We start from the raw sequence: 24890 nt of genomic DNA, 5'->3' as shown, positions 1-24890 counted from the left end.
ATAAAATGCGCGAGCATCATGTGCAGGAGAAGGGGGCTCTAGAGGATGTGGAAGATTGGAATTATCGATGACGACCGCGGGGTGCTGCAGGGAATCAGGAGAGCGATCCCCTGGGACGAGCTTAATGCAGAATGGGCGGGCGAGGCGCTGAACGGTGAAGAAGGACTGGAAATGATACAATCTGCTTCGCCCGATATCGTGATTACGGATTTATATATGCCCGTGATGAACGGGCTCGATATGATCGAGCAGCTGCGGCAAAGCGGATATGCAGGCAAAATCATCATTCTCAGCGGATATTCGGATTTTGAATATGCCCGTCAAGCTCTTCGGCTGAATGTAAGCGACTATTTGTCCAAGCCGGTCAGCGTTCCTACTCTAAAGTCCGTGCTGGGCCAGGCCATCGACGATTTGGAGAAGCAGGAAGAGAAGCGCATGAAGCAGGATGAGCTGATTCAGAAGCTGCGCTTGTATGAGCCTTTCGTTGAGAAGGAATGGGTCAAGTCGGCTGCGGCGGGCACCCTGCAGAGCTCCCGTCTGCAGACGGAGATTCCAACGCCATATCGTTACTGGTCTGATTGTGATCATACCGTCATAGGCATCGAATTGGTTCGCGATCAGCGGGCAGCCAAGCTGAGCCTTCCAGACTGGAGCCTCCTTCGTTTTGCAGTCAGCAATATCGTTAGCGAGGTAACCCAGGAGGCCTTCGCCTCCTTTGATTATACCGATTTGCATACCAATCGCTCCGTGCTTATCGTCCACAGCGACCGTACAGAGAAGGACGACCGGCTGCGCGAACGGCTGGAGCAGCTAGGCGTCCGCCTGATCGATTGCGTTCAGAGCTATTTGAAGCTGAAGCTCCGCATCGGGATCGGGGAGCGGAAGAAGAGCATTGGTGAGATCGGCAGCTCGACGGAGGAAGCCTTCCGCGTCATTGATTTGAATCCCCAGCCGGCAGTTCCCGGGTACGATCTGTACGTCTATACACGGGAGCTTCGCAGCGGAGGAGCTGGAATGCCAATCCGGCCCGTTAAGCTGTATTTGGAGCTGGCCGGGGCGATCCGAACGTCGCAGGAGAATCAGGCGCGCAAAATTATTATGGATTACATGACGCGCCTAGAGCAGGAGGAAGGCATCACGAAGTCGTATGTCGGCATGCTGGCAGGCGAGCTGTGGGGAATTATCGCCTTTGCTTTTTATGAGATGGGGACGGTGCTGGACGATATTTTTTCGAACGATTCCATCACCCGCGAAATCACCGAACTAAAGCGTCCTTCCGAGCTGGCCGAATGGCTTGGGGCCAAGATCGGAATCGTGTTCAGCAGCCGCGAGTGGGGCGGCAACGGCAAGCATCGGCAGGCCGTCGATTTCATGATGGAATACATCCACGAGCATTATGCCGAGGATATTACATTGGCCGGACTGGCGGATAAGGTGTACATTTCGCGGAACTACCTGTCGATGATCTTCAAGAACATTACGGGCGAGACGTTCAACAATTATTTGACAAGGGTCCGGATTGAGAAGGCCAGGGAGCTCCTGATGGAGAAGAAAGCATTAGTCTACGAAGTGGCTGAAATGGTCGGGTATAAGAACGTACCGTATTTCAGCACCGTGTTCAAGAAGATCACGGGAATGAACCCGACGGAAATTGTGAAATGAAGAAGAGGTGGCAGAATGAACAGCAAATATGATTTGGCATGGCTGCGATATGACGAAGCTTCAGCAGGGCGTTCCGCAGCGATAAAGCCGTTTGAAGGGTATTTGAGCAGTATCGTGGCGGAAGAAGCGGCTTCACCTGTTTCCCGCACGGCGATTCAGGAGCTGACGGAAGGTATCGCCAAGCTGACGGGCAAGCAGCCTTCCGTGCTTCGGGATGCAGCTGCAGACCGCTTCCTGGCCGTAGGGACAATCGGCAGCGGCGGCAATTTGCCTCTGTTGAAGGATTCGATCGAGACGGCGGAGACAGCTCGCCTCGGGGAAGAAGGATATATCATCCGCAAGGCAGTCCGGGAAGGCAAGGAGGGCATTATCATTGCCGGCGGAACGGATAAGGGCCTGCTATATGGCGTCTTTCATTTCCTGCGCCTGCTGCAGACGGCGGGTCAATCTCCCGATGAACTGAATTTGATCGAAGCGCCGAAGTACCAGCTGCGGATGGTCAACCAGTGGGATAATATGGACGGAAGCATTGAGCGCGGTTATGCGGGCCAATCGATTTTTTACCAAGACAGCATCATCGTCTCCGATTTGACTCGCGTGCGGGAATATGCCCGAATGCTGGCCTCCGTTGGCATTAACGGTATCGCCATCAATAACGTGAACGTGCACGAGGTAGAAACGAAGCTGATTACGCCTGAGCTTTTGCCGGACGTTGCCCGGGTTGCTGACGTATTCCGCGAATACGGCATTCGCCTCTATCTCAGCGTGAACTTTGCAGCACCAATTGAGCTGGGCGCTACGTCCACGGCTGACCCGCTGGAGCCGGCGGTACAGGAATGGTGGAAGCAGCGGGCGGCGGACATTTATCGTTATATTGCTGATTTTGGGGGCTTCCTGGTCAAGGCAGATTCCGAGAACCGTCCAGGGCCGTTCACTTACGGACGGGATCACGCAGACGGCGCTAATATGCTGGCCGAGGCGCTGGAGCCTTTTGGCGGACTCGTGCTGTGGAGATGCTTCGTCTACGATTGCCACCAGGACTGGCGGGATCGCAAGACCGACCGGGCCCGCGCGGCCTACGATCATTTCAAGCCGCTGGACGGCAGATTCAAGGATAACGTCATCCTGCAAATCAAGAATGGCCCGATGGATTTCCAGGTCAGAGAGCCGGTATCGCCGTTGTTCGGCGCCATGAAGCAGACGAATCAGATGCTGGAGTTTCAAATTACGCAGGAGTATACGGGTCAGCAAAGGCATGTATGCTACTTGATCCCGCAGTGGAAAGAGGTGCTGGAGTTCGACACCCTCTGTCAGGGCGAAGGCAGCAAGGTGAAGGATATTGTCGCTGGACAGGTTCATCCGTACAAATATAGCGGGATTACGGCAGTGTCCAGCATTGGCAACGATTATAACTGGACAGGGCATTATCTTGCCCAATCCAATCTGTATGGATATGGGCGGCTGCTGTGGAATCCGGAGCTGAGCGCGGAGGAGATCGCCAAGGAATGGACGAGCATGACCTTTGGCTTGGATCCGGATGTCACGGACACCATCCTCGGCATTCTCATGGAATCCTGGCCGACCTATGAGAGCTATACGTCCCCGCTTGGCGTAGGCTGGATGGTCGTGCCGCATTACCACTACGGCCCTGATGTGGACGGCTATGAGTACTCCAAATGGGGAACATACCACTTCGCTGACCGCGACGGCATCGGCGTGGACAGAACCCAGGCGACGGGCACGGGATATACCGCCCAATATGTTGGCGCTAATGCAGCGTTGTATGACAGCCTGGAGTCTTGCCCGGATGAGCTGCTGCTATTCTTCCATCATGTTCCTTACATGCATGTTCTGAAATCCGGCAAGACGGTGATTCAGCATATTTACGACACTCATTTTGCAGGAGTGGAGCAGGTTGAACAGTGGCTCGTCCGCTGGGCTGCCCTGGAGTCGAAGCTTGACCGGCAGCGTTATGAGCATGTCAAAGAGCGTCTGCTGGAGCAGCTGGAGAGCGCCAAGCATTGGCGCGATGTCATCAATACGTATTTCTACCGCAAATCAGGCATCAAGGATCAGCATAACCGGGTGATTTACTAGAGTTCTTATAAAACAATAAGATCATTTATGCCTAACAGAGACCCTGGACTTCAACTTCGGTTGGAATCCGGGGTTCTTTGCGTTTTTTATTGTACGGTTGTCGCCTCTTTTCGTATGATCGATGTAATAAAAGAGAGGTGGATGAATTTGGAGGAACGGTTAGCAAAGGTTATAAGAATAAATGGGGTGGGCCAGGTGCCGGGCGGCCATTATGGAAAAATCAATACGGACGGAGCCGCGACGATCCAAGGGAAGTGAAGTGTGCTTCTCTCACGGCAAACGGGTCATTGAAGCTGACGGATTCGACATATGCGGAGCAATTTCGCCTGAACGGAACGGGCCGGGGTTCGGGTACGATTGCCGGAGAGCAGCTGCGTTTGGACGGAACGATGAAGCTGGATGGCGATGTGAGCTTTGGCCGTATCCACATCAACGGGATGCTGCAGGCCAGCGGCGGAGCGGTTGGCGAACAAGCGGACATCGACGGCGGGATGAAGCTGGACGGCTCGGCAAAATACGAAACATTACAGGTTCATGGCCTTCTCCAGGTTGGCGGGAAGCTGAGCGCAAGAGAGATGGATATCGTGATGGCCGGAGCGTGCCGTGCCAGTGAAATTAGCGGCGAACGCATCCGCGTCCGCAAGAAGCTGGGGGCTGGCCGTCTGATTGGCTTGCTGTCGTCCACATTAGCTCCTCGCCTGACAGCCGAGCTGATTGAGGGGGATGACATTATGCTGGAGGCAACCAAAGCGGGGGTCGTTAGGGGAAATACAATCCGGATCGGACCGGGCTGTGAAATAGACCGTGTGGAGTACAGGGTGCATTACGAAGCTGATCCCGGCTCAACTGTAGGCAGTGCAGGACAGGTGCAGTGAGGCAGGCCTGTCCGCTGAAGCTTATCATCGCCCCAACGGAGATGGCCCAACTGGAGATAGGCTAACCGGAAATGGGGCAACCGAAGGTCATGCTGTTTCGCTCTTGGCATTATTTGGGCTCAATATAGCCTTTGCGCCCTGCGGCGTATCCGAAGAGAATCGTCACTAGGGACAGCCCAGTGATCGTTGCCAGCGGAACCGACCAGTTGCCGCTCTTATCGTGGATGAAGCCGAACAGGGTAGGGCCTACGGCAGCCAGTAAATAGCCGATGGACTGCGCCATGCCGGACAGCTCGGCAGCCTGATCCGCCGTTCGCGACCGCAGGGCGAAGAACAGGATGACGAGGCTGAAGGTCGTTCCGCAGCCGAGTCCGATCGCCGCGATAAACAGCGGGGCCAGGGCAGCGGAGCCGAGCCATATCCCTCCGAACCCGAGCAGGAACAGGGAGGAGGAGCCGGCGGCCAGACCCTTCTGGCTTTGCGATCTTGAGGCGATAAGCGGCATCAGGAAAGAGCCGGCCATGCTGGCGATTTGCATCAGGGAGAGCATCCAGCCGGCGGTGGCGGGGCTCATTCCCCGTTCATGGAGAATTTCCGGTAGCCACGAGATTCCGATATAGAACATGATCGACTGGAAGCCCATAAAAATCGTGACCTGCCAGGCGATGGCTGATTTCCAGACGGCTCCCGTTTTGTGATAGGAACTCGCGCCTCGCGCCCTGCCTGGATCCCCGCTGCGGCGCAGCTGGGGAATCCAGGCCAGCGCGGTCACGGCCGAGAGAATGACCCAATAGATAAGAGCGCTTCTCCAGCCGGCGTTACGCGATAGAGGAACGCTGATCCCCGAAGCGATGGCGGCCCAGCCGTTCATGGATGAGGTGTACAGGCTGGTCATAAGGCCGACGCGATGGGGGAAGTCGCGCTTGATCAATCCGGGCAGGAGCACGTTACAGACGGCAATTGCGCTGCCGATCAGGGCAGTTCCGAGGAATAGTGCCGGGATATTAGGCATGGACCGGAGCAGGATTCCAGCAGTCATGATGATCATGCAGCAGAACATCGTCCGTTCCATCCCGAACCGCCACCCCAGCTTGGGAGCAGCAAGCGCAAAGATGGCAAAAGCGATCAGCGGCAGTGTAGTGAGCATTCCTGATGCAGTATGGGATAGCCCTGTGCTGCCCTGAATTTCGCCGATAAGCGAGCCGACGCCAGTCAGGGGGGAGCGCAGCGTGGCCGCCGTAAGCAGGATGGCCGTGATCAGCAGCGCTGCGGCGCCAAGCCGGCTCGAAACGGGACGGCTGTTCTGGCCCTGCTCCAGGTTATCAATTGAAGAGCGGGAATTGGCACCTTGGCCGGGACGGCCTTTCGGACTGCTTTGACCCGTTTTGTAATCGGTACCTGGGTCGGAGGAAGAGGAATGTACGTCAGCTTCTATTTCGGATGGGACAGATGAATCGTAATTTGTTTTATTCATGGCTGTAGATATTCCTCCTGGTTATTATGCCGTGCTTACTAAAGTGGCTTAACTTTAACATATGAAAACTTTTTCAAGCAATAGTCAAGTTCCGGCAGTAGAATAAGCAAGCTGACTTGCGCGCAGCTTGCTTTTGCTGCGTATTACACGGGATCGGCAGGTGTTGAACCCTGCTCGCATACGGGTAATGGCTCCTAATGAAGTTTTCATGCATAAAGCACCCTTTTCATGCACAAAGCTCCCCAATATGATGTAAACAAATCTGTTGTATGGAATTCGGCGGGCGTCCAATCGATATCCTTAGCGTTTAGAAGCTTGGCCCTTCAACGCCGTCCTCTAATATGACCTTCGGAACCGCCTCGCCAGGGTTCGGCGCTGGGTGCGAAGGCGAATTTCCACCTTGGCCGGGCTTGTTATTCCCCTCATTTTTAGTTTCCTCCCCGCTATTTTTCTCACTATATATCGCTATGACGGTAGGCTGAGGCGGGTATGTATCACGGGACAGTCTGGTTCTGCTTACGGTCTTGCCGGAGACTTTCTTGATTCTATAGGATTCAACGACATAACCGGGCTTGCCCTGGGTAATCGTTTCTTGTGCACCGGGCGTCAGGGAGGGATTGGCGACGTATTTTGTCGGGATGGGAATCCATTCGGTTGTAAACGATTCGACATCATAGGTGATGTCGTCTGGGGCCGAGCCGAAGAGCTTTACGGTCAATTGGTCCTGCCTGATCTCGGATTGGATGAGCAGGTGGCGGCCGGTCGTGTTCTTGAAGCGAAAATTAATGTAGCCTCTAGCAAATGTGGCATCCAGCCCTTTAGGGACGTAGCTGACGGGCAGCGTGTGATTGCGCCTCTCTACGATATCAAGTCCCGCCCGAATGGCGGCATTGTACAGGGTGCTGGATACTTGGCAGATGCCGCCGCCAATGCCTGGCACGAGCCTGCCGCCGAAAATGACCGGCGCTTCTCGGAAGCCATACTTGTCCTCCGCGGCTTTAACTACCTGCTCATAGTCAAAAATCCCTTCCGGCGGCAGCACCATCCCTTGAATCGTACGAGCTACAGCATCGATATTATGGCGTCGGCCTTCCCCGCTTCCCTGCAGTTCTGTCGTGAACTGCGTAATTTTTCGCTCAATGCCCTGCTTCTGCAGGCTTTCCAGGGTGACCCTCGGCTCTAGGGTATACAGGGGGACTTCGAGAACAGGCACTCCGGGCTCGGCTTGATCAGCTCTGTGACCGGATTCATCTTTATGCTGCGGAAGCCTGGGGCTGCGCTGCTGAATAAGGGCTCTGAAGCTGATCCAATCGATCCGGGTAACGGCCTGGCCTGGCAGATATGTAATCTCGTCCTTGGCGGAGATAAGGCGTACGGCATTGACTGGCCTGCCGAAGCGGGCTTCCTCCCAATGTGGAGTGAATAACTGGCGTAATATTTTCTCATTCAGAATGATGTCCAGCTCCCAGAACTTGGGGAAATGCCATCGGGTCTGTGCCCGTTCCCACAGGGTTCCTTCCTGCAAGCGGGTGAGAGCGCCGTAGAAATGGGAGGCATCGTATCGTATGCCGAGCTCCTTCCAGGTCGAAGCAACCTCGGTTCGCCGCACTTTAACGACAATTTTTTCCTGCTCCATGCTCTGGATCATTTCCTCGACCAAAGCCGTCGCTTCGCCCTGGCTCATATGGCCGATATCCATTCCGTTGATGGTAACCCCGGGAGGTACCGTATCCCGGCTGGCATACAGGAAAAGGGTTCCGAAGAAAATGGATCCAAGCAGCAGCGTGCAAGCGAGTACAATGGTTACGAGGTGTAATATCTTCATACGGTTCTCCTTTCGAATCGTGAAATGGCGGCGTACAAACATATATATGATGAAATTCTGGAAACTTTCGGAGCTTCAGGGTACTCAAGTGGTAACATATTTGTTACAATAAAAAACGGGCTGATGAAATAACTCAGCTTTTAAAGGAATTGGCTGGAAAGTGTCGAAATGAATTACAGGAAGATATAGATCAGGAATCAAGGTTTAGGACGTGATGAGTTGATAGAAATGCAGGATGTTTGGAAGACCTATCCCAATGGGACTCACGCCCTTCGCGGCGTCTCGGTTCAGATAGACCGCAATGAATTCGTATATGTCGTCGGCCCTTCTGGCGCGGGGAAATCGACGTTCATGAAGCTTATATATCGCGAGGAAGTACCTACGAAAGGACAAATTTCAGTTAACGGCTTCAATATCGGGCGGCTGAAGCAGCGGAAGATCCCCTACGTTCGCCGCAATATCGGCGTCGTGTTCCAGGATTTCCGGCTCCTGCCCAAGCTGACGGCCTTTGAGAATGTGGCCTTTGCGCTGGAAGTGATAGAAGCGCCGAAGAAGGTGATCAAGAAGCGCGTCATGGAGGTGCTGGACCTCGTCGGGCTGAAGAACAAAGCCAATCGCGACCCTTCCCAATTGTCGGGGGGAGAGCAGCAGCGGGTGGCCATCGCCAGGGCGATCGTCAACAATCCATCAGTCATCATAGCCGACGAGCCTACCGGAAATCTCGACCCGGAGACTTCCTGGGAGATCATGCAGCTGCTGGATGAGATTAACTTCAGGGGAACGACAATCGTGATGGCTACGCATAACAAGGAGATTGTGAACAACATGCGCAAGCGTGTTATCGCCATTGAACAGGGCCATATTGTTCGGGACGAGCAGAGAGGGGAATATGGCTATGAATTTTAGTACCCTCCTGCGTCATTTTCGCGAAGGTGCGAAGAATGTGTTCCGCAACGGCTGGATGTCTGTGGCTTCTGTTACATCTATTATTGTGTCGCTATTCGTTCTAGGCGTGTTTATCCTGCTGGTGCTTAACGTCAATTCGTTCGCGGATGACGCGGACAGCATGGTGCAGATCAAGACGTATCTCAACTCCAACGTCGACGACAGCATGCGGCAGAAGCTGCATAATGATATCGCGGCGATGGAGGAGGTGAGCAAGGTTACCTTCATATCCAAAGCGGAGGGGCTCAAGGATTTCCGCGAGCAGCTTGGAGAGGAAGGCAAGGATTTGCTCGAAGGCTATGACGAAACAACGAATCCGATTCCGGATACGCTCCAGGTGGAGGTCGTTGAACCGACTACGGTTCCGTACGTCGCTACCAAGATCGAGCAGCTCAACACGAAATATCCGGATGAACCGATATATAAAGTAAGATACGGGCAAGGGACAACGGAGAAGCTGTTCAAAATTACCCGCGCCGTCCGCAATATCGGCTTTGCCTTTGTTGCAGGCCTTGGCCTGGTGGCCATGTTCCTAATATCCAATACGATTCGCGTAACGATTTTGGCTCGCCGCCGAGAAATCGGCATCATGAAGCTGGTAGGCGCGACGAATATGTTCATTCGCTGGCCGTTCTTCGTAGAAGGCGCGCTGATCGGGCTGATCGGTTCGGCCATTACGGTGGGCGTTCTATTCTTCGGTTATAACCAGCTTACAAATTCCGTTAAAGAGGACATTACACTGGCTTTCCAGCTCGTGCCGCTCGACGAGGTCGGATTCCAGCTCGCGGTGCTATTAATCGGACTGGGTCTGCTGATCGGTATATGGGGAAGTACAGTTTCCATACGTAAATTTCTTAAGGTGTAACTAATTATAAGTAAGAACTAATGAAGAAGGACGGGGAAGCGAAGTTGAAAAAGTGGATTTCCGTTGCAGTCGTAATCACTTTAGCCGCCATGATCTTCCAACCGGATAATGGGTACGCCAAGAGTAAGACTATAAGTCAAATCGATAAAGAGCTGAAGCAGCTGCAGGAGCAGGCCAAGCAAGCGAAGCAGCAGCAGGAGAAGGCTGCCAGACAGAAGCAGGAAGCTCAGCATTACGTGAACAAGAATACGAATTACCTCAAGGAGGTTCTCAGACAGATGGACGTCGTGAGCGCGGAGCTCGCGAAAATTTCCATGCAGATTCATGATACAGAGGAGAGTCTTCGAAATACTGCAGTGAAGCTGAGCGAGACGGAGGCGCGGATTGAGGAGCGCTCCAGTCTGCTTGACTCCCGCGTACGATTGATGTATACCGACGGGGCCGTCTCGTACCTCGATGTACTGCTGTCCTCGACCAGCTTCACGGATTTTCTGGAGCGTGCGGATTCGCTGCAGGCGATCGCGAACCAGGATCAGCTGCTGCTGAAGGAGCATAAGCAGGACAAGCTCTTGATTGAAGAGCAGAAGGCGCAGCTGGAGCAGGACTACGCCAAGGTCAAGCAGCTCTATGCGGATGCCGAGGCTCGCAAGAGCGAGCTGGAGCAGAAGGAGATCGAGAAGCAGCAGCTGATTGCCAAATATCATGCCGAGATTGAGGAATCCGACGATATTAGTGAAGAGCAGGAGAATCTTCTCATAGAGCTGGCCACAAAGCGGGCGGCTCTAGAGAAAGAGAAGAACAAGCTGAAGGCAGCGCAGGTGTATACTTACAAGAAGAGTTCTAAAGGATCTGGCGGATTTAAAGGCAATGGCGGCTCGATGGCGCTGCCCGTCAGCGGGGCACGCCTATCCTCCAACTACGGAACCCGGGTTCACCCGATTACGGGAAAGACGAAGAAGCATACAGGAATGGACCTTGCGGCTCCGCAGGGAACGGATATCAAAGCGGCCGAAGGCGGCGTGGTCATCGTTGCCGAGTGGTGGAGCGGCTACGGCAACACGGTCATCATCGACCATGGGAATAACGTCTGGACGCTGTACGGGCATATTCGCAACGGCGGAATCAAAGTCGAGAAGGGCGAGCAAGTGAAGCGCGGACAGAAGATCGCCGAGGTGGGCAGCACAGGCAACTCGACGGGTCCGCATCTGCATTTCGAAGTGCGGATTAACGGCAGCCCTGTAGATCCGTCCCCTTATTTGTAGCAGTTACGTTGGACTTTTTGATTTAGCACTTATACAATAGAATTATGCGACAATGAAACGGATACCGTCCATGCAGGATGAATATCCGTTTTTCCTTCTTTTCATCGTTGCATTATATTCCGTACAAGCTGAACATATACTATGATGGTTATAACAGGTGGGCTTCGAGTCGGCCGGATAAAACAGAGGCGGTGAATTTCTTCATGTTCAAAGGACGCACAGTTACTCTACTCGTTTTGGTTGCTATGGTAGTCAGCAGTTTGCTCACCGTGACTTTTACGGGACAATGGAGCTTGGCTGGCTCGGGACAGCTGTCGAGCGGCTTATTCGCGGATATCGGCGGACAGTCGAAGAGCGATATTAAGAAGATCGAGACTGCGCTTGATCTGGTAGCCAAGAACTACGTGGAAAAGGTGGATCGCGGCAAGCTCGTGGACGGCGCCATCAATGGAATGATGAATGCGCTGGAGGATCCATTCTCTTCATATATGGCTGGTGCAACGGCCCAGCAATTTTCGGAGCAGATTGAAGGCTCCTTTACGGGAATCGGTGCCGAGGTATCGATGGAGAACGGCAATGTAGTCGTGGTTTCGCCGATTAAGGGCTCCCCGGCGGAGAAGGCCGGCATCAAGCCGAAGGATATTTTATTGTCTGTGAACGGGGAATCTTTTGAAGGGCTGACCTTGAATGAGGCTGTATCCAAAATCCGCGGCCCCAAAGGAACAGAAGCCAAAATTAAAGTGAAGCGCGCCGGAGCCTCGGAAGCTATGGAGTTTACGATCGTTCGTGATGATATAGCCCTTGAGACGGTATATGCGCGGATGGAGAACGACAAGGTCGGCGTGGTCGAAATTACGGAATTCTCGATGAATACGGCGAACCGCTTCAAGAAAGAGCTTGAGGCGCTGGAGAATCAGGGAATGAAGGGCCTGGTCATCGACGTGCGGAATAATCCGGGGGGCGTGCTGCCGATCGTTATTGAAATGTCGGAGATGTTTGTGCCTAAGGGCAAAGGAATCGTTCAGGTCGAGAATAAGAACGGACGCCGGGAGGCCACGTTATCGCAAGGCTCCGGCAAGCCGTATCCGATCGTGGTGGTTACGAATAAAGGCAGCGCCAGCGCATCGGAAATTTTGGCGGGAGCATTGCAGGAATCGGCAGGAGCGAAGCTGGTCGGTGAGCCGACCTACGGCAAAGGCACGGTGCAGTCAAGCTACTCTCAGGAACTGGGCGATGGCAGCATGCTCAAAATCACGATCGCCAAGTGGCTGACCCCGAACGGGGAGTGGATTCACAAGAAGGGAATCCAGCCGGACATCAGTGTGTCCCAGCCGGATTATTTCTGGGTAGCTCCGATCAATAAAGAGAAAACCTATAAGTATGATATGCTCGGTGAAGACGTGAAGAGCGCGCAAATCATGCTCAAAGGCCTCGGCTTCGATCCGGGCCGGGTAGACGGCTATTTCGATAAAAATACAGAGCGTGCACTGAAACAATTCCAGGGTGCTAATGAGCTCGAAGCAAATGGTGTGCTTGAGGCTAAGACGGCAGAGAAGCTGGAGAGCAAACTGATTGAGCTCATCCGCGATCCGAAGAATGATGCACAATTGAACCGTGCCTTGGAGGAAATCCGGAAGGAAATCACCAAAGCGGCGTCGAAACCATAAGAGGGCTGACTTCAGCCTTCTTTTTTCTTAAGATGATTGCTTGTGGACCGTTAGGATGGTTGCTGGAGTAACTGTTATGATTACTGCTAGTGGAGTCGCTGGGCTTACTTGCTCGTGTAAAAGTTAGCTGTTTGCAGGTGTAAAAGTTAGCTGTTTGCAGGCGTTATCGTTATGGCGTTATCGTTATATAGTAATTGGATTTGTTGTATTTAAAAGTTGCATTTTAACGTTCAACATATAATTAGCTGGATTTTCTGTATTTAAAATAAGTCTTTTAGGAAAGTAGAGTTAAAAACAGTACTTTAGTTACAATAAATACAGCTATTTTGTCTAGTCGGTGCAAAAAGATAAAATAGACACAGGCAATCCAGCTAAATGTACATTAATCGTGAATATTGGCACCGATTGTGCTTCTCAAAAGGATGGGGGCGTGAATACCACTTGGATACCGTGCTTGAAGTTCTGTGGATGCTGGCGGAAGCGGGAGGGCAGCTTCTCCTGCAGCCGTTCTATTATATTGCGATTATTCTGATCATGCTTATTTATAGGCGTCAGGTGCTGCTGGAGCGCAAGCTATTCCATGTCAGGCTGCACAGCTGGGGCGCGCAGACGTGGCGCACCGTCCTAGGAGGACTCGCGGCCGGAGCCTGTGTATCGCTCATTTCGCTGTTTCTCGGCATGTCCATAAGCATGGAGGGGATCATCTGCATTTGGGCGGTCACGCTGTTTTTGCTGCTGTTCCGAGTCCGTTATCTATGTCTGGCTTATGCTGTGGGGCTGCTTGGCATAGCTCAGTTTATTCTGAATCTGGCTCCGGGGCTTCAAGGCAGCGGATGGATCGCCGAGGTGATTCGGATTGTCCGTGAGCTGAATATGCCTGCGCTGCTATGCTTAGCGGCCGTGCTTCATGTGGCGGAGGGCCTGCTGGTACGCTGGCAGGGGGCAGCCTTTGCCGGACCGCTGTTCTTTGAAGGGAAGCGCGGGAAGCTGGTTGGGGGCTATCAATTGCAAAGCCTGTGGCCGGTTCCGCTGTTCCTGCTGATTCCGGCGCAAACGGCCGGGGCTGTCCTGCCATGGACGCCGTTGTTTGGCGGGGATGCCTGGCAGGGAGGGTTTCAATGGATTGCTTTTCCGATCGTGATTGGTTTTACGGAGATGACCACTGGGCTGCTGCCAAAGGCAAAGGCTCGGGTATCCTCCGGCCGGCTGGTCGGTTACGGGGTGGTTATGCTGGCGCTAGCCCTGTTAAGCGCATGGTGGAGTCCATTTATGGTTGTGGCTGCGCTGGCGGGCATTATTTTGCATGAAGGGCTGGTGTGGCTTAGCCGTTTGGAAGAACAGAAAAGCAGCCCGCTGTTCGTTCATCCGGTTGACGGACTCAAGGTGCTTGCCGTGCTTCCGGGCAGTCCTGCGGAGGAGCTCGGCATCCAGGCCGGTGAGACGATCGCCAAGGCCAATGGCACTCCTGTGACCACGAAGGAGGAGCTGCACGCCGCGCTGCGCATGAACCCGGCTTTCTGCAAGCTGGAGGTGCGCAATTTCGCGGGCGAGAGCAAGTTCCTGCAGCGCGCGATTTATGCGGGCGAGCATCACCAGCTTGGCGTTATATTGGCGCCCGACGATCAGGCGCCGTTCGCCGTGCGGATGCGGCCGATCTCGCTGATTCACCTGCTTCGCCCGCGCCGCGAAGGAGAGTCGGCAAATCGCGGGGCTCGCCGTTCTGGAGGAGGGCATAAGTCCAGGTCTGCGGACAAGGGCCAGACGCCGTTGAAGCAGGATATACAGGCGGAGACGGAAGGTTAGCCAAAGTGTGTAAAGAACCATTAGGCGAAATCAGGTAAACTCAGGCGAAGTCACGTTAAATCACGCAAAATCAGGCGAGATCGGACGAAATTAGACGAAATTACGTAAAATCACCCGAAGTCACACAAAATCACACAAAATCACACAAAATCACACGAAATCGCTCGAAATCACACAAAGTCACGCAAGTTATCCGAAGTCACCCAAAGTCATACGAAATCACACGAAATTACTGTATTTGGGGTGGTCACTCGGCCACAGGCAGCGGAATATAATCTATAAGATCAGCGCGACAAAGAGCAGTTCAGAAGAGGATCTCTGAACTGCTTTTTTTGTGAAATACCTGAGGTTAACAATGTACGATCGACAACAAATTGATTAGGTTGAGAAGGTCGGTCGGATGTACTTGTGCAGCAGGATGGAGATCTCCATAGTACGGCAAATAAAACGCAGCATGAGCACAGATCTTGTGCAGGCAGCGCAGAGCTATAGCCCAGGCAGCACAGAGCTATTCGCCCTGGCGGCGCCGAGTCTAAGAAATACGGCAAACAAAAACGCAACGAGTATGAATTGCTCGCCTGGGCGATGCTGAAATCCAAGAAATACAGCAAATCAAAAACGCACCGTGAGCGGCAAGCGGCTCGCGGTGCGAGAAAGGCCAGGCTATAGCACAATCCAGCCTGGCTACTGCTGCAGCTGGCGAAGGACGGTGATTTCGACGCGGCGGTTTTTTTGACGGCCGGCTTCGGTGGAGTTGTCGGCATCCGGGCGTGTGTCCGCGTATCCGGCATACTGAAAGCCCTCCGGATCGAGCTTCTCGGTGTCCACGAAATAACGCAATACCGATAAAGCTCTGGCTCCTGACAGCTCCCAGTTATCCTTGTATTTCGAGGCATGGACGATCGGCAGATTGTCCGTATGTCCTTCAATGCTGATGACGGTGTCAAGCGTGCTGAACAGGCTGGCAAGCTTGGACAGCGTCTTGGCGGAGCCCTCTTTGAGCTCGGCCTTGCCTACGTCGAACAGGAAACGGTCGCTTAGGGTGATAGAAATCCCCTTGGGCAGGTCGGCTATCGTAATCTGATCCTCCAGCCCGTTGTCTTTAATGTAAGCTTCAATCATCTTCATCAGGTTGGACAGCTCTTCCTCCTGCTTGCGGAAGGCCAGCTCGCGTTCCGTAAGCGGCCCCTGCGAGGAGGCTCCCTGCTGCAGGCCGCTGCCTTGGTTCTGGTCTGGCCCCTGGGCATCCTTGCCGTTGTTATCCGCTTGATTCGTGCCCAGCTCTCCTTCGGATGGCGGGTTCCGATGGGTGTAGCGGTCGGCTGAGTCCAGAATTCCGCTGCCCTTTTCCAGAATCGAGTCCCCGCTCTTGAACGTATGCTGGAGCGATGCGGTGACGACCTCATATTTTTCGATATCGAGGCGGCTCATCGCATACATGATCACGAAAAAAATAAGCAGCAGTGTGATCAAGTCAGCATAAGTGATCAGCCAGCGGTCTCTGGTCTCGGCTCCTTCCTGCCTGCGTTGTCTGCTGCTGCGCTGCCTCATAGGTCATTCTCCATGAAGGAAGCTGATGATGAAGACGGAGATGAAGATGCAGCGGAAGGCAGCCCGGCATCCATGTCCGTGACGAAGGAGTCCATTTTCCGCCGAACGAGGATCGGATGATCTCCATTCTGGATGGAAAGTACGCCTTCAAGAATCATTTCCATCCGGGTGATGTCGTCTTCGCCGCGGGCTTTGATCTTGGAAGCGATCGGCAGGAATATGAGGTTGGCGCTAGCCACCCCGTACAGCGTAGCCGTAAAAGCCAATGCGATCGAAGGGCCGAGGGCCGTCGGCTCCGTCAGGCTGCCCAGGACATGGATGAGCCCCATGACCGTCCCAATGATTCCCATCGTCGGGGCATATCCGCCGGCGGATTCGAAGATTTTGGCGTAGCCATCGTATTTGTACTGGGCCGCATCCATGTCATACTCCATGATTTGCTTGACCATTTCCCTGTCGGTACCGTCAACGACAAGCTGAATCCCCTCCCGCAAATAGGCGTCGGGATGCTCGGCGATCTTCTGTTCCAGGGAGAGAACGCCTTCACGTCTTGCTGTTGAAGCCATATCGACGATGTCTTCAATTAATTGCCCGGTGTTTGCGTTTGCGGATGTAAAAGCGAGCTTCAAGGCTCGGGGAATTGTCTTTAGCCTCCGAACAGGAAAGCTGATCATGACCGCTGCGAACGTACCGCCGAAAACGATCAATGCTGCCGTAAGCTGCATGAGGCCTCCGACCTCTCCGCCTTCCCACAAAAAACCGCCAATCAGGGCGGCCAGTCCGATAATAATGCCAATAATCGTTGCGATATCCATAGATTTTCGACAGCTCCTATCCTATACTTACCGATTGCATCGAGAGGATGAAAAAGGTATAATTACATGGGAACACTTATTCCTATTTTGCGTAAATGTGGAATTAGCAAATCCGGCTTCTGTGACGCCTATCTGTGTCATCGGTGCATGATTTTCTTAAAAATAGAGAATTAGGTTAATATGATAAGGAGGCCTTGTCCTCCTTTTTGGAAATAATGAAGATATTTTAATTCCCTAGTATTTCATTTTAGACGATAAGGGTGATGTTGGACAATGAGTGATATTGTCTTTAGCAACAATAAATTTGAAATTGTCTCCGATTTCTCTCCCCAGGGCGATCAGCCAGCGGCGATCGAGGAGCTGGTGGAGGGGGTCCGCCAAGGCAAGAGGCACCAGACGCTGCTGGGCGCAACGGGTACAGGGAAGACGTTCACGATTGCCCATACGATCGCTAAACTAGGCCGTCCAACGCTCGTGATCGCCCACAACAAGACGCTGGCTGCCCAGCTTGCGAGCGAGTTCAAAGAATTCTTTCCGAACAACTCTGTAGATTACTTCGTCAGCTATTATGACTACTATCAGCCAGAAGCCTATATCCCATCCTCTGACACATACATCGAGAAAGATTCCAGTATTAACGAAGAGATCGACAAGCTTAGGCACTCCGCGACAAGCTCGCTGTTCGAGCGCCGCGACGTTATTATCGTAGCCAGCGTGTCCTGCATCTACGGCCTCGGTTCGCCGATGGAGTACCGCGATCTCGTCCTCTCTTTGCGGATCGGCATGGAGAAGCCGCGCAATCAGATATTGAGCCGGCTGGTAGATATTCAGTATCAGAGGAACGACATCAATTTCGTCCGGGGCACGTTTCGCGTGCGCGGCGATGTACTGGAGATTTTTCCGGCATCCAAAGGGGAGCAGGCTGTACGGATTGAATTCTTCGGCGATGAGATCGAGCGGATTACGGAAATCGACGTGCTGACCGGGGAATTGGTGGGGGAACGCGATCATGTGGCTATTTTCCCGGCTTCTCACTTCGTTACCCAGGAAGAAACGATGCGCATTGCGATCCAGAATATCGAAAGGGAGCTGGAGGAGCGGCTGGAGCTGTTCCGCTCGCAGGGCAAGCTGCTGGAGGCGCAGCGGCTGGAGCAGCGCACCCGTTACGATATCGAAATGATGAAGGAGGTTGGATTCTGCTCGGGGATCGAGAACTACTCCGGGCCGCTGACCTTCCGGGAGCGGGGAGCTACCCCTTATACCTTGCTTGACTATTTTCCGGACGATATGCTGATCGTGATCGATGAGTCTCACGTTACCCTGCCGCAGATCAGAGCGATGTACAACGGGGACCAGGCGCGGAAAACCGTGCTTGTCGAGCATGGATTCCGGCTGCCATCGGCGCTGGATAACCGTCCGCTGAAGTTCGAGGAGTTCGAGGGGAAGGCGAATCAGCTGATTTACGTGTCCGCGACGCCGGGTCCTTACGAGATTGAGCATACGGATAAAATGGTAGAGCAAATCATCCGCCCGACAGGGCTGCTTGATCCGGTCATCGAGGTGCGTCCGACGAAGGGGCAAATCGACGATCTAATCGGAGAGATCCAGGATCGCCTGGAGAAGGATGAGCGGGTGCTGGTCACTACGCTCACGAAGAAGATGGCCGAGGATCTGACCGATTACTTGAAAGAGATCGGCATTAAGGTCCGTTATCTCCATTCCGATATCAAGACACTGGAGCGGATGAGCATCCTGCGGGATCTGCGGCTGGGTACCTTCCATGTACTGATCGGCATCAACCTGCTGCGGGAAGGGCTGGATCTGCCGGAGGTGTCACTAGTGGCGATACTGGATGCGGATAAGGAAGGCTTCCTGCGCTCGGAGCGCTCCTTGATCCAGACGATTGGCCGGGCGGCCCGGAACTCCGAGGGACGTGTGCTTATGTACGCCGATCAGATTACAGATTCGATGGATAAAGCGATCAAGGAGACGGAGCGCCGCCGCGCGATTCAGATTGCCTACAATGAGAAGCATGGCATCACGCCGCAGACGATCCGCAAGAAGGTACGCGACGTCATCGAGGCGACCCGTGTGGCCGAGAGCAAGAGCGAATACCTGGCTGACGTAGGCAAGGGCAAGATGTCCAAGCGCGATCGCCAGGCGATGATCGGACGCCTGGAGGCCGAGATGAAGGAAGCGGCCAAGAACCTGCAATTCGAACGCGCCGCAGAGCTGCGCGACGCTATTCTTGAGCTTAAGGCGGAGTAAAAAACGAAGCTATATTCAGTTGAGCTTAAGTATGGAATTCATAGCAGGGTGGTGAAATGATTCTGAAGAACCTGCGCTTTCTGTAAGAAAGCTGCTTTGAAAGCATAGGCTGCGGCCGCCTTTGTTTTCGGATTTCAACCGTTGTGGATCTATCAAATGATGAAATTTGAAAACAATTCCGGCCGTAGGAGCATTTTTCTAACGCAGCTATCTTCATCCAAGTCCATAGCTCAAGTTATATAGTATCAAGGAGATGAAAACATTGGCCAGTGAGAGTATAGTCATTAAAGGTGCCAGAGCGCACAACTTGAAAAATATAGATATTACGATTCCGCGTGACAAGTTCGTGGTGTTGACCGGGCTCAGCGGATCAGGGAAATCCTCTCTGGCCTTCGATACGATTTATGCGGAAGGGCAGCGTCGTTACGTAGAATCGCTTTCCGCTTATGCGCGTCAATTCCTGGGGCAAATGGAGAAGCCGGATGTCGATTCTATCGAGGGGCTGTCTCCGGCGATTTCGATCGATCAGAAGACGACGAGCCGGAACCCTCGCTCTACAGTAGGAACTGTAACGGAAATCTATGACTATTTGCGCCTGCTGTTCGCCCGGGTTGGTCATCCCCACTGTCCCGAGCATGGCATCGAGATTACTTCGCAAACGGTAGAGCAAATGGTAGACCGGATTATGCAGTATCCAGAGAGAACGAGACTGCAAATTTTGTCGCCCGTTATTTCAGGCAAGAAGGGGGAGCATAAGAGCCTCTTCACCGAGATCGCGAAGCAAGGCTTCGTACGGGTCCGGGTCGATGGAGAGCAGCGCGATCTTTCCGAGAAGATCGAGCTGGAGAAGAACAAGAAGCATTCAATCGAAGTGATCGTGGACCGGATCATCATTAAGGAGGACGTGCGCAGCCGGCTGGCGGATTCGATCGAAACGGCTCTCAAAATGTCCGGCGGACAGCTGCTTGTCGATATTATCGGCCAGGAGGAGCTGCGGTTCAGCTCGAATTTTGCCTGTCCGATCTGCGGCTTCAGCATCGAGGAGCTGTCTCCGCGAATGTTCTCCTTTAATAGTCCGTTCGGCGCCTGCCCGGAATGCGACGGGCTTGGAGCCAAGATGATCATCGATCCCGAGCTGCTCATCCCGAATCCGAATAAGAGCATTGAAGAAGGCGCGTTTGAAGCTTGGGCTGGAAGCACGTCCAACTACTATCCGCAATTTCTGAAATCGGTGTGCGAGCATTACGGTATTCCGCAGGACATACCGGTCAGCGAGCTGACAAAGGAGCAGATGGATATACTGCTGTACGGGACCGGCAATACCAAAGTCCGCTTCCGTTACCAGAACGATTTTGGCATGAGCAAGGACGCTTATGTAACCTTTGAAGGAATCGTGCACAATTTGGAGCGCCGTTACCGGGAGACATCCTCGGACGGGATTCGTGAATTCATCGAAGAGTTCATGGGCTCCAAGCCGTGCGGCACATGCAAAGGACACCGTCTGAAGAAAGAAAGTCTCGCCGTCACCATTAATGAGCGGAATATGGCCTACGTAACCAGCCTTTCAATTGGCGAGGCGAGAGAATTCTTTAACGGCTTGAGCTTGAGCGAGAAAGAGATGACCATTGCCCATATGATCCTCAAGGAGATTAACAGCCGTCTAGGCTTCCTTGTTAATGTTGGTCTTGACTATTTGACGCTGAGCCGCGCAGCTGGAACGCTGTCCGGAGGCGAGGCCCAGCGGATCAGGCTGGCTACGCAAATCGGGTCTAGCCTGATGGGAGTACTGTATATTCTGGATGAGCCGAGCATCGGGCTTCACCAGAGGGACAATGACCGATTGATTACCACGCTTGCCCATATGCGGGATCTCGGCAATACGCTGATCGTCGTGGAGCATGACGAGGATACGATGATGGCTGCCGATTATATTATCGATATCGGCCCGGGAGCCGGCATGCACGGGGGACAGGTTGTCGCGCAAGGAACACCGCAGGAAGTGATGGAGGATCCGAACTCCCTGACGGGCCAATATTTGAGCGGCAGGAAGTTCATCCCGGTGAATACGGAGCGCCGGAAGCCTGACGGACGCTGGCTCGAGGTGAAGGGCGCGAAGGAGAACAACCTGAAGAATATTAACGTGAAGTTCCCGATCGGCGTGTTCACCGCTGTGACGGGCGTATCCGGTTCAGGGAAATCGACGCTTGTTAATGAAATTTTATATAAAACGCTCGCCCGTGATTTGAATCGTGCCAAGGTACGCCCGGGTCAATACCGGGAAATCAAAGGCTTGGAGCATGTCGAGAAGGTCGTGGACATCGACCAGTCCCCGATCGGGCGTACGCCGCGTTCTAATCCGGCGACCTATACGGGTGTCTTTGACGATATTCGCGATCTCTTCTCCCAGACCTCGGAAGCGAAGATTCGCGGCTATAAGAAAGGGCGCTTCAGCTTCAACATCAAGGGCGGACGCTGTGAGGCCTGCCGCGGAGACGGGATCATCAAGATCGAGATGCACTTCCTGCCCGATGTATATGTGCCTTGCGAGGTATGTAAAGGAAAGCGATATAACCGCGAGACGCTAGAAGTAAAATACAAAGGCAAGAGCATCGCTGATGTGCTGGAGATGACGGTGGAAGTGGCGACTGAGTTCTTCCAGAACATTCCGCGGATCCACCGCAAGATCCAGACTCTGCTTGATGTAGGACTGGGCTACATTAAACTGGGCCAACCGGCGACGACGCTGTCGGGCGGGGAAGCACAGCGGGTGAAGCTGGCTTCTGAGCTGTACCGCCGCAGTACGGGCAAGACGATTTACATTTTGGACGAGCCGACGACGGGTCTGCATGTCGATGATATCGACCGACTGCTTAAGGTGCTCCACCGATTGGTAGACTCCGGGGAGACGGTGCTCGTCATTGAGCATAATCTCGACGTCATCAAGACGGCAGATTACCTCATTGATCTTGGACCTGAAGGAGGCAGCGGCGGAGGCACCATTATCGGTACAGGCACGCCGGAGGAGCTTGCCAATAATAAGCAATCCTATACGGGACGTTATTTGAAGCCGATCCTGGAGCGAGATACGAAGCGAACCCGGGAGCTGCAGCTGCAAGGATGACCCGGTGAGCTAAGCTGGTCGGAGAACAGGGGACCAGTATGTGGTTTGGCAGATCGGCTGCTAGAGCAACAGAGCTGAGCATATCGCGCTTGGAGTCGCCGATTTGCATCATGCAGTAATCCTCATGTGTTGTGAGCCTCGTGCTGTGGGCTGCGCATTGTGGGCTCCGCGCTGTGGGCTTAGTTATGAGCCAGTGAACAGTGCGGTGATCAGCAGGGGATCTGCAAGGTGCAAGAGCTGAAGGGCAGAATGCTCAGGAATTTTTGTTGCTTGCGTGCTTTGTTGCTTGAGAAGCCCCCCTGAGCCACATCCAGTGACTCGGGGGGGTTATGTTTTGGGCGGGGCGCTTAATGTACTCCTCTTAAAATCAAGGGAAAAGGTTACTTAAATTAAGCAAACCCGTCCGAAATATTGTCTAAATTGTGACAAATTTATTTTTTATTTGCTGTTCCCCTTGCATCTCGCCCTCGGGGAAGATAACATATAGGGAGATGTGTATATACGTGATTTTAAAGAAGGGGGTTACGGCATGCGACTGCTCGCAGAAGCGGCAGGGAATACATCAAACTTCAACGGTTTCGATATTTTTATGCTGCTGTTTACAGTAATTATTTTTATCGGCGTGGTTCGGCTTATGGTCGCTCGTCCGAAGAAGAATTTGTTTGCAATCGGTTTCGGCATCGTAAGTTTGCTCGTTTTCCTGGCATCGGATGCTGTGATGATCAGCGGTTGGTTTAAATAAATACGGTAATGAGCGGAAGACACTTTGTTTCGTTACGGAACAGGGTGTTTTTTCAATTCAAGAATTGTACATACAAATAATATAAGCCTGCATCGACCGTTTCCTATAATGAAGTATCGACCGATGGATGCTTGGTCTATTTCATCCAGGCCGCTTTGGATCGGGCTTGGACTATATGGCTGCTTGATAATCTTTCTAGAAGACAGCTGTGCCAAAGAGCCCACCGATAGGTTATCCTAACGGTGGGCTCTTTGGCGTAGCTTTTTGAATTCACTTGGGAAGACTTTGAACTAGAATTCAGTTCTAGCCCCCATGCTGTGCTAAATAGCTGCTAATTTTAGCGTCTGCTGGGAGCTGAGTGGGAATAAATAGAACAAAAGCAAAGCTAGCTGCCAAAAAAAGTAATGCAATTTTTTTCTTCATTTTCATACACTCCTTTTATTATGGTTTTATAATTGATCAGAGTTTCTGAGGATGCAACGTCTCTAAACTTCTCAAATAATCCCATACATTTAATTATGCACCTTTTATTGTTTATAATAGCAGATTTCTTAAGACTTGTTAATAAAAATATAAAGCCGTTAGTATAATCTTTTTTTTCTAGATAATAGTAAGCGAGATTATGCAATAACAGTGAGAAAAGATTAGTACTAAACTGGTTCTTATAGATGTCAAAAGTCATTTCCTCATTAACATAAGTTGCAATTTCCGATTCGAATTGCTTGAGAATATGATCTACATTGATATGATATCGGTTAGCTGCCTCCATAATATTAAAAAGAGCTGGAATAAATTCATCTTGGTCTTTCTCGATATAAGCTATGTAATCTGGAAGTATACTGGCATCTCCAGACAATAGCTTGTTTACATAGGAATTGGCCTTCGCCCATTCAAGGATAACCTGTTTCCAGTGCCTGGTGTCGGCATCATCTTCTTTAACCCAGCTTAAGTCGGCATAGGAATAAGTGTATTGCAGTGCCTGCTTATAATCTCTCCGTGCATCACAGACATCGGCATGGAACAGGTTGGATAATGCGATATACGTAAACAAAGGTCGGCTTGGTTTACCGGCTTGTTGAAGCTTGTCGGATCGAGCCGAGAAGTATTGCGTTTTAGCTAAATGCTCCAGTTTATTGGCGATCATTTCCACCTTGTCCCACTGGTTTAAAGAGCGATGGATATTGCCTAAGTCTTTTAATGCATCCAGCTGATCAAGCTCATCTAACCGCTCTACATAAGGCTCGAAAAGTATAGCAGCTTGATAGTTTTTCTCTTGATCGCTCCCTAACCGGATTTGAAACAAGCGATACTGGCATAAGGCAAGCCGTTCTGAATGCTGGTTCTTCTCACTGGCGGCCACGTCCGAGAATAATAAGGCTGCAGCGGAGTGATACCCTTTCTCGAAGAGATCCTCTGCCACGTCAAATAATAAAGGAGAATACATGAGATTATCTAGCAGCAGATTCAACGTCCGTTGGATCGAGTCCAGCTTGTCCAGCTCTGCGCAGCGGTAGATGAAGGGCTTGAACCTACGCCAGTTCGGAGAAGTTTGACTTAAGTATTCCTCAACATATTGCTCGTAAAAATAACCTTCCGGCAGATTCATCACGGCAGTAAGGCGATCCAGGTGATCAACCGTTAATATTTTATTTCTGCTAAAAATGGAACTGAGCGTACCCGCATTTAAACTAGCGCTGTGTGCTAATTTTCTGAGATTCATATTTTCACGTTTCATAAAAAGGTCTAGCTGCTGGAGAATCGAAGCTGTTTGCCCCATACAAATCATCCTTCTTCAGAAAATTCCTACTAAATTCACTAAAGAGCTCTGGGCACCCGTGAAGTTCCTATTTAAATTCTGCTTTAATGCCCAATAATTGTTAACATATTACAAATATAAACAATATTTGAAGGGTGGTCA

The 24890-nt window shown here is 52.3% G+C and carries 16 protein-coding genes; 11 read left to right on the top strand and 5 right to left on the bottom strand.

Annotated elements, in window-relative coordinates; translation table 11 throughout:
• Positions 1-45: 45 nt before the first annotated feature.
• The 3 genes from BN2762_RS05475 (at position 46) to BN2762_RS05465 (ending at position 4634) form a co-directional block, all read left to right on the top strand.
• On the top strand, positions 46-1662 hold the full coding sequence (locus BN2762_RS05475; protein ID WP_055106020.1) for a response regulator transcription factor: 1617 nt from the start codon (positions 46-48) through the stop codon (positions 1660-1662).
• Between the two features lie 15 nt (positions 1663-1677).
• Positions 1678-3759, top strand: coding sequence for an alpha-glucuronidase family glycosyl hydrolase (locus BN2762_RS05470; RefSeq protein WP_055106019.1), 2082 nt, complete (start codon positions 1678-1680; stop codon positions 3757-3759).
• A gap of 254 nt (positions 3760-4013) precedes the next feature.
• Positions 4014-4634, top strand: a complete 621-nt coding sequence (locus tag BN2762_RS05465; protein WP_222861027.1) for a hypothetical protein — start codon at positions 4014-4016, stop codon at positions 4632-4634.
• A gap of 109 nt (positions 4635-4743) precedes the next feature.
• Here the strand turns inward: BN2762_RS05465 and BN2762_RS05460 are convergent, their stop codons facing one another.
• Together BN2762_RS05460 and BN2762_RS05455 are read right to left on the bottom strand one after the other, a co-directional pair.
• The gene (locus tag BN2762_RS05460) at positions 4744-6108 is read right to left on the bottom strand and encodes a CynX/NimT family MFS transporter (RefSeq protein ID WP_083484777.1); all 1365 of its coding nucleotides are present in this window, start codon (positions 6106-6108) and stop codon (positions 4744-4746) included.
• A gap of 307 nt (positions 6109-6415) precedes the next feature.
• Complete coding sequence (locus BN2762_RS05455; RefSeq protein WP_055106017.1) at positions 6416-7933, bottom strand: VanW family protein; 1518 nt, start codon at positions 7931-7933, stop codon at positions 6416-6418.
• Positions 7934-8152: 219 nt separating this feature from the next.
• Here BN2762_RS05455 and ftsE point away from each other — a divergent pair, with 219 nt between their 5' ends.
• The 5 genes from ftsE (at position 8153) to BN2762_RS05430 (ending at position 14475) form a co-directional block, all read left to right on the top strand.
• Entirely contained in the window at positions 8153-8839 is a 687-nt protein-coding gene (gene ftsE, locus BN2762_RS05450) for a cell division ATP-binding protein FtsE (protein WP_055106016.1), read from the top strand.
• Positions 8829-9743, top strand: coding sequence for a permease-like cell division protein FtsX (gene ftsX / locus BN2762_RS05445; protein ID WP_055106015.1), 915 nt, complete (start codon positions 8829-8831; stop codon positions 9741-9743). The genes ftsE and ftsX overlap by 11 nt, the downstream gene beginning before the upstream one ends.
• Positions 9744-9787: 44 nt before the next feature.
• Positions 9788-11005 carry a murein hydrolase activator EnvC family protein gene (locus BN2762_RS05440; RefSeq protein ID WP_055106456.1) on the top strand — a complete coding sequence of 406 codons (1218 nt, stop codon included), beginning with the start codon at positions 9788-9790 and terminating at the stop codon, positions 11003-11005.
• A 203-nt stretch (positions 11006-11208) separates the two neighbouring features.
• A complete protein-coding gene (locus tag BN2762_RS05435; RefSeq protein WP_055106455.1) occupies positions 11209-12672 on the top strand; it encodes a S41 family peptidase in 1464 nt (487 codons plus the stop codon).
• 441 nt (positions 12673-13113) lie between these two features.
• Complete coding sequence (locus tag BN2762_RS05430; protein WP_055106014.1) at positions 13114-14475, top strand: PDZ domain-containing protein; 1362 nt, start codon at positions 13114-13116, stop codon at positions 14473-14475.
• A 684-nt stretch (positions 14476-15159) separates the two neighbouring features.
• Here the strand turns inward: BN2762_RS05430 and BN2762_RS05425 are convergent.
• Both BN2762_RS05425 and BN2762_RS05420 read right to left on the bottom strand, forming a co-directional pair.
• On the bottom strand, positions 15160-16026 hold the full coding sequence (locus tag BN2762_RS05425) for a flagellar motor protein MotB (RefSeq protein ID WP_055106013.1): 867 nt from the start codon (positions 16024-16026) through the stop codon (positions 15160-15162).
• A complete protein-coding gene (locus BN2762_RS05420) occupies positions 16023-16841 on the bottom strand; it encodes a flagellar motor protein (protein WP_055106012.1) in 819 nt (272 codons plus the stop codon). Before BN2762_RS05420 ends, BN2762_RS05425 begins: the two co-directional genes overlap by 4 nt.
• A gap of 273 nt (positions 16842-17114) precedes the next feature.
• Here BN2762_RS05420 and uvrB point away from each other — a divergent pair, with 273 nt between their 5' ends.
• From uvrB to BN2762_RS05405, 3 genes are all read left to right on the top strand, one after another.
• Complete coding sequence (uvrB, locus tag BN2762_RS05415; protein WP_055106011.1) at positions 17115-19109, top strand: excinuclease ABC subunit UvrB; 1995 nt, start codon at positions 17115-17117, stop codon at positions 19107-19109.
• Between the two features lie 262 nt (positions 19110-19371).
• Positions 19372-22230 carry an excinuclease ABC subunit UvrA gene (gene uvrA / locus BN2762_RS05410; RefSeq protein WP_055106010.1) on the top strand — a complete coding sequence of 953 codons (2859 nt, stop codon included), beginning with the start codon at positions 19372-19374 and terminating at the stop codon, positions 22228-22230.
• Between the two features lie 529 nt (positions 22231-22759).
• Positions 22760-22972 (top strand): hypothetical protein, encoded by a 213-nt coding sequence (locus BN2762_RS05405; protein WP_019635665.1) that lies wholly within the window; start codon positions 22760-22762, stop codon positions 22970-22972.
• A gap of 385 nt (positions 22973-23357) precedes the next feature.
• Here the strand turns inward: BN2762_RS05405 and BN2762_RS05400 are convergent, their stop codons facing one another.
• A complete protein-coding gene (locus BN2762_RS05400; RefSeq protein ID WP_055106009.1) occupies positions 23358-24749 on the bottom strand; it encodes a hypothetical protein in 1392 nt (463 codons plus the stop codon).
• Positions 24750-24890: the final 141 nt, after the last annotated feature.

It is taken from the genome of Paenibacillus ihumii, assembly GCF_001403875.1.
GTDB classification, from domain to species: domain Bacteria; phylum Bacillota; class Bacilli; order Paenibacillales; family Paenibacillaceae; genus Fontibacillus; species Fontibacillus ihumii.
Note: the sequence above shows the minus strand (reverse complement) of the source record. Positions and strands in the feature narration are given on the sequence as shown.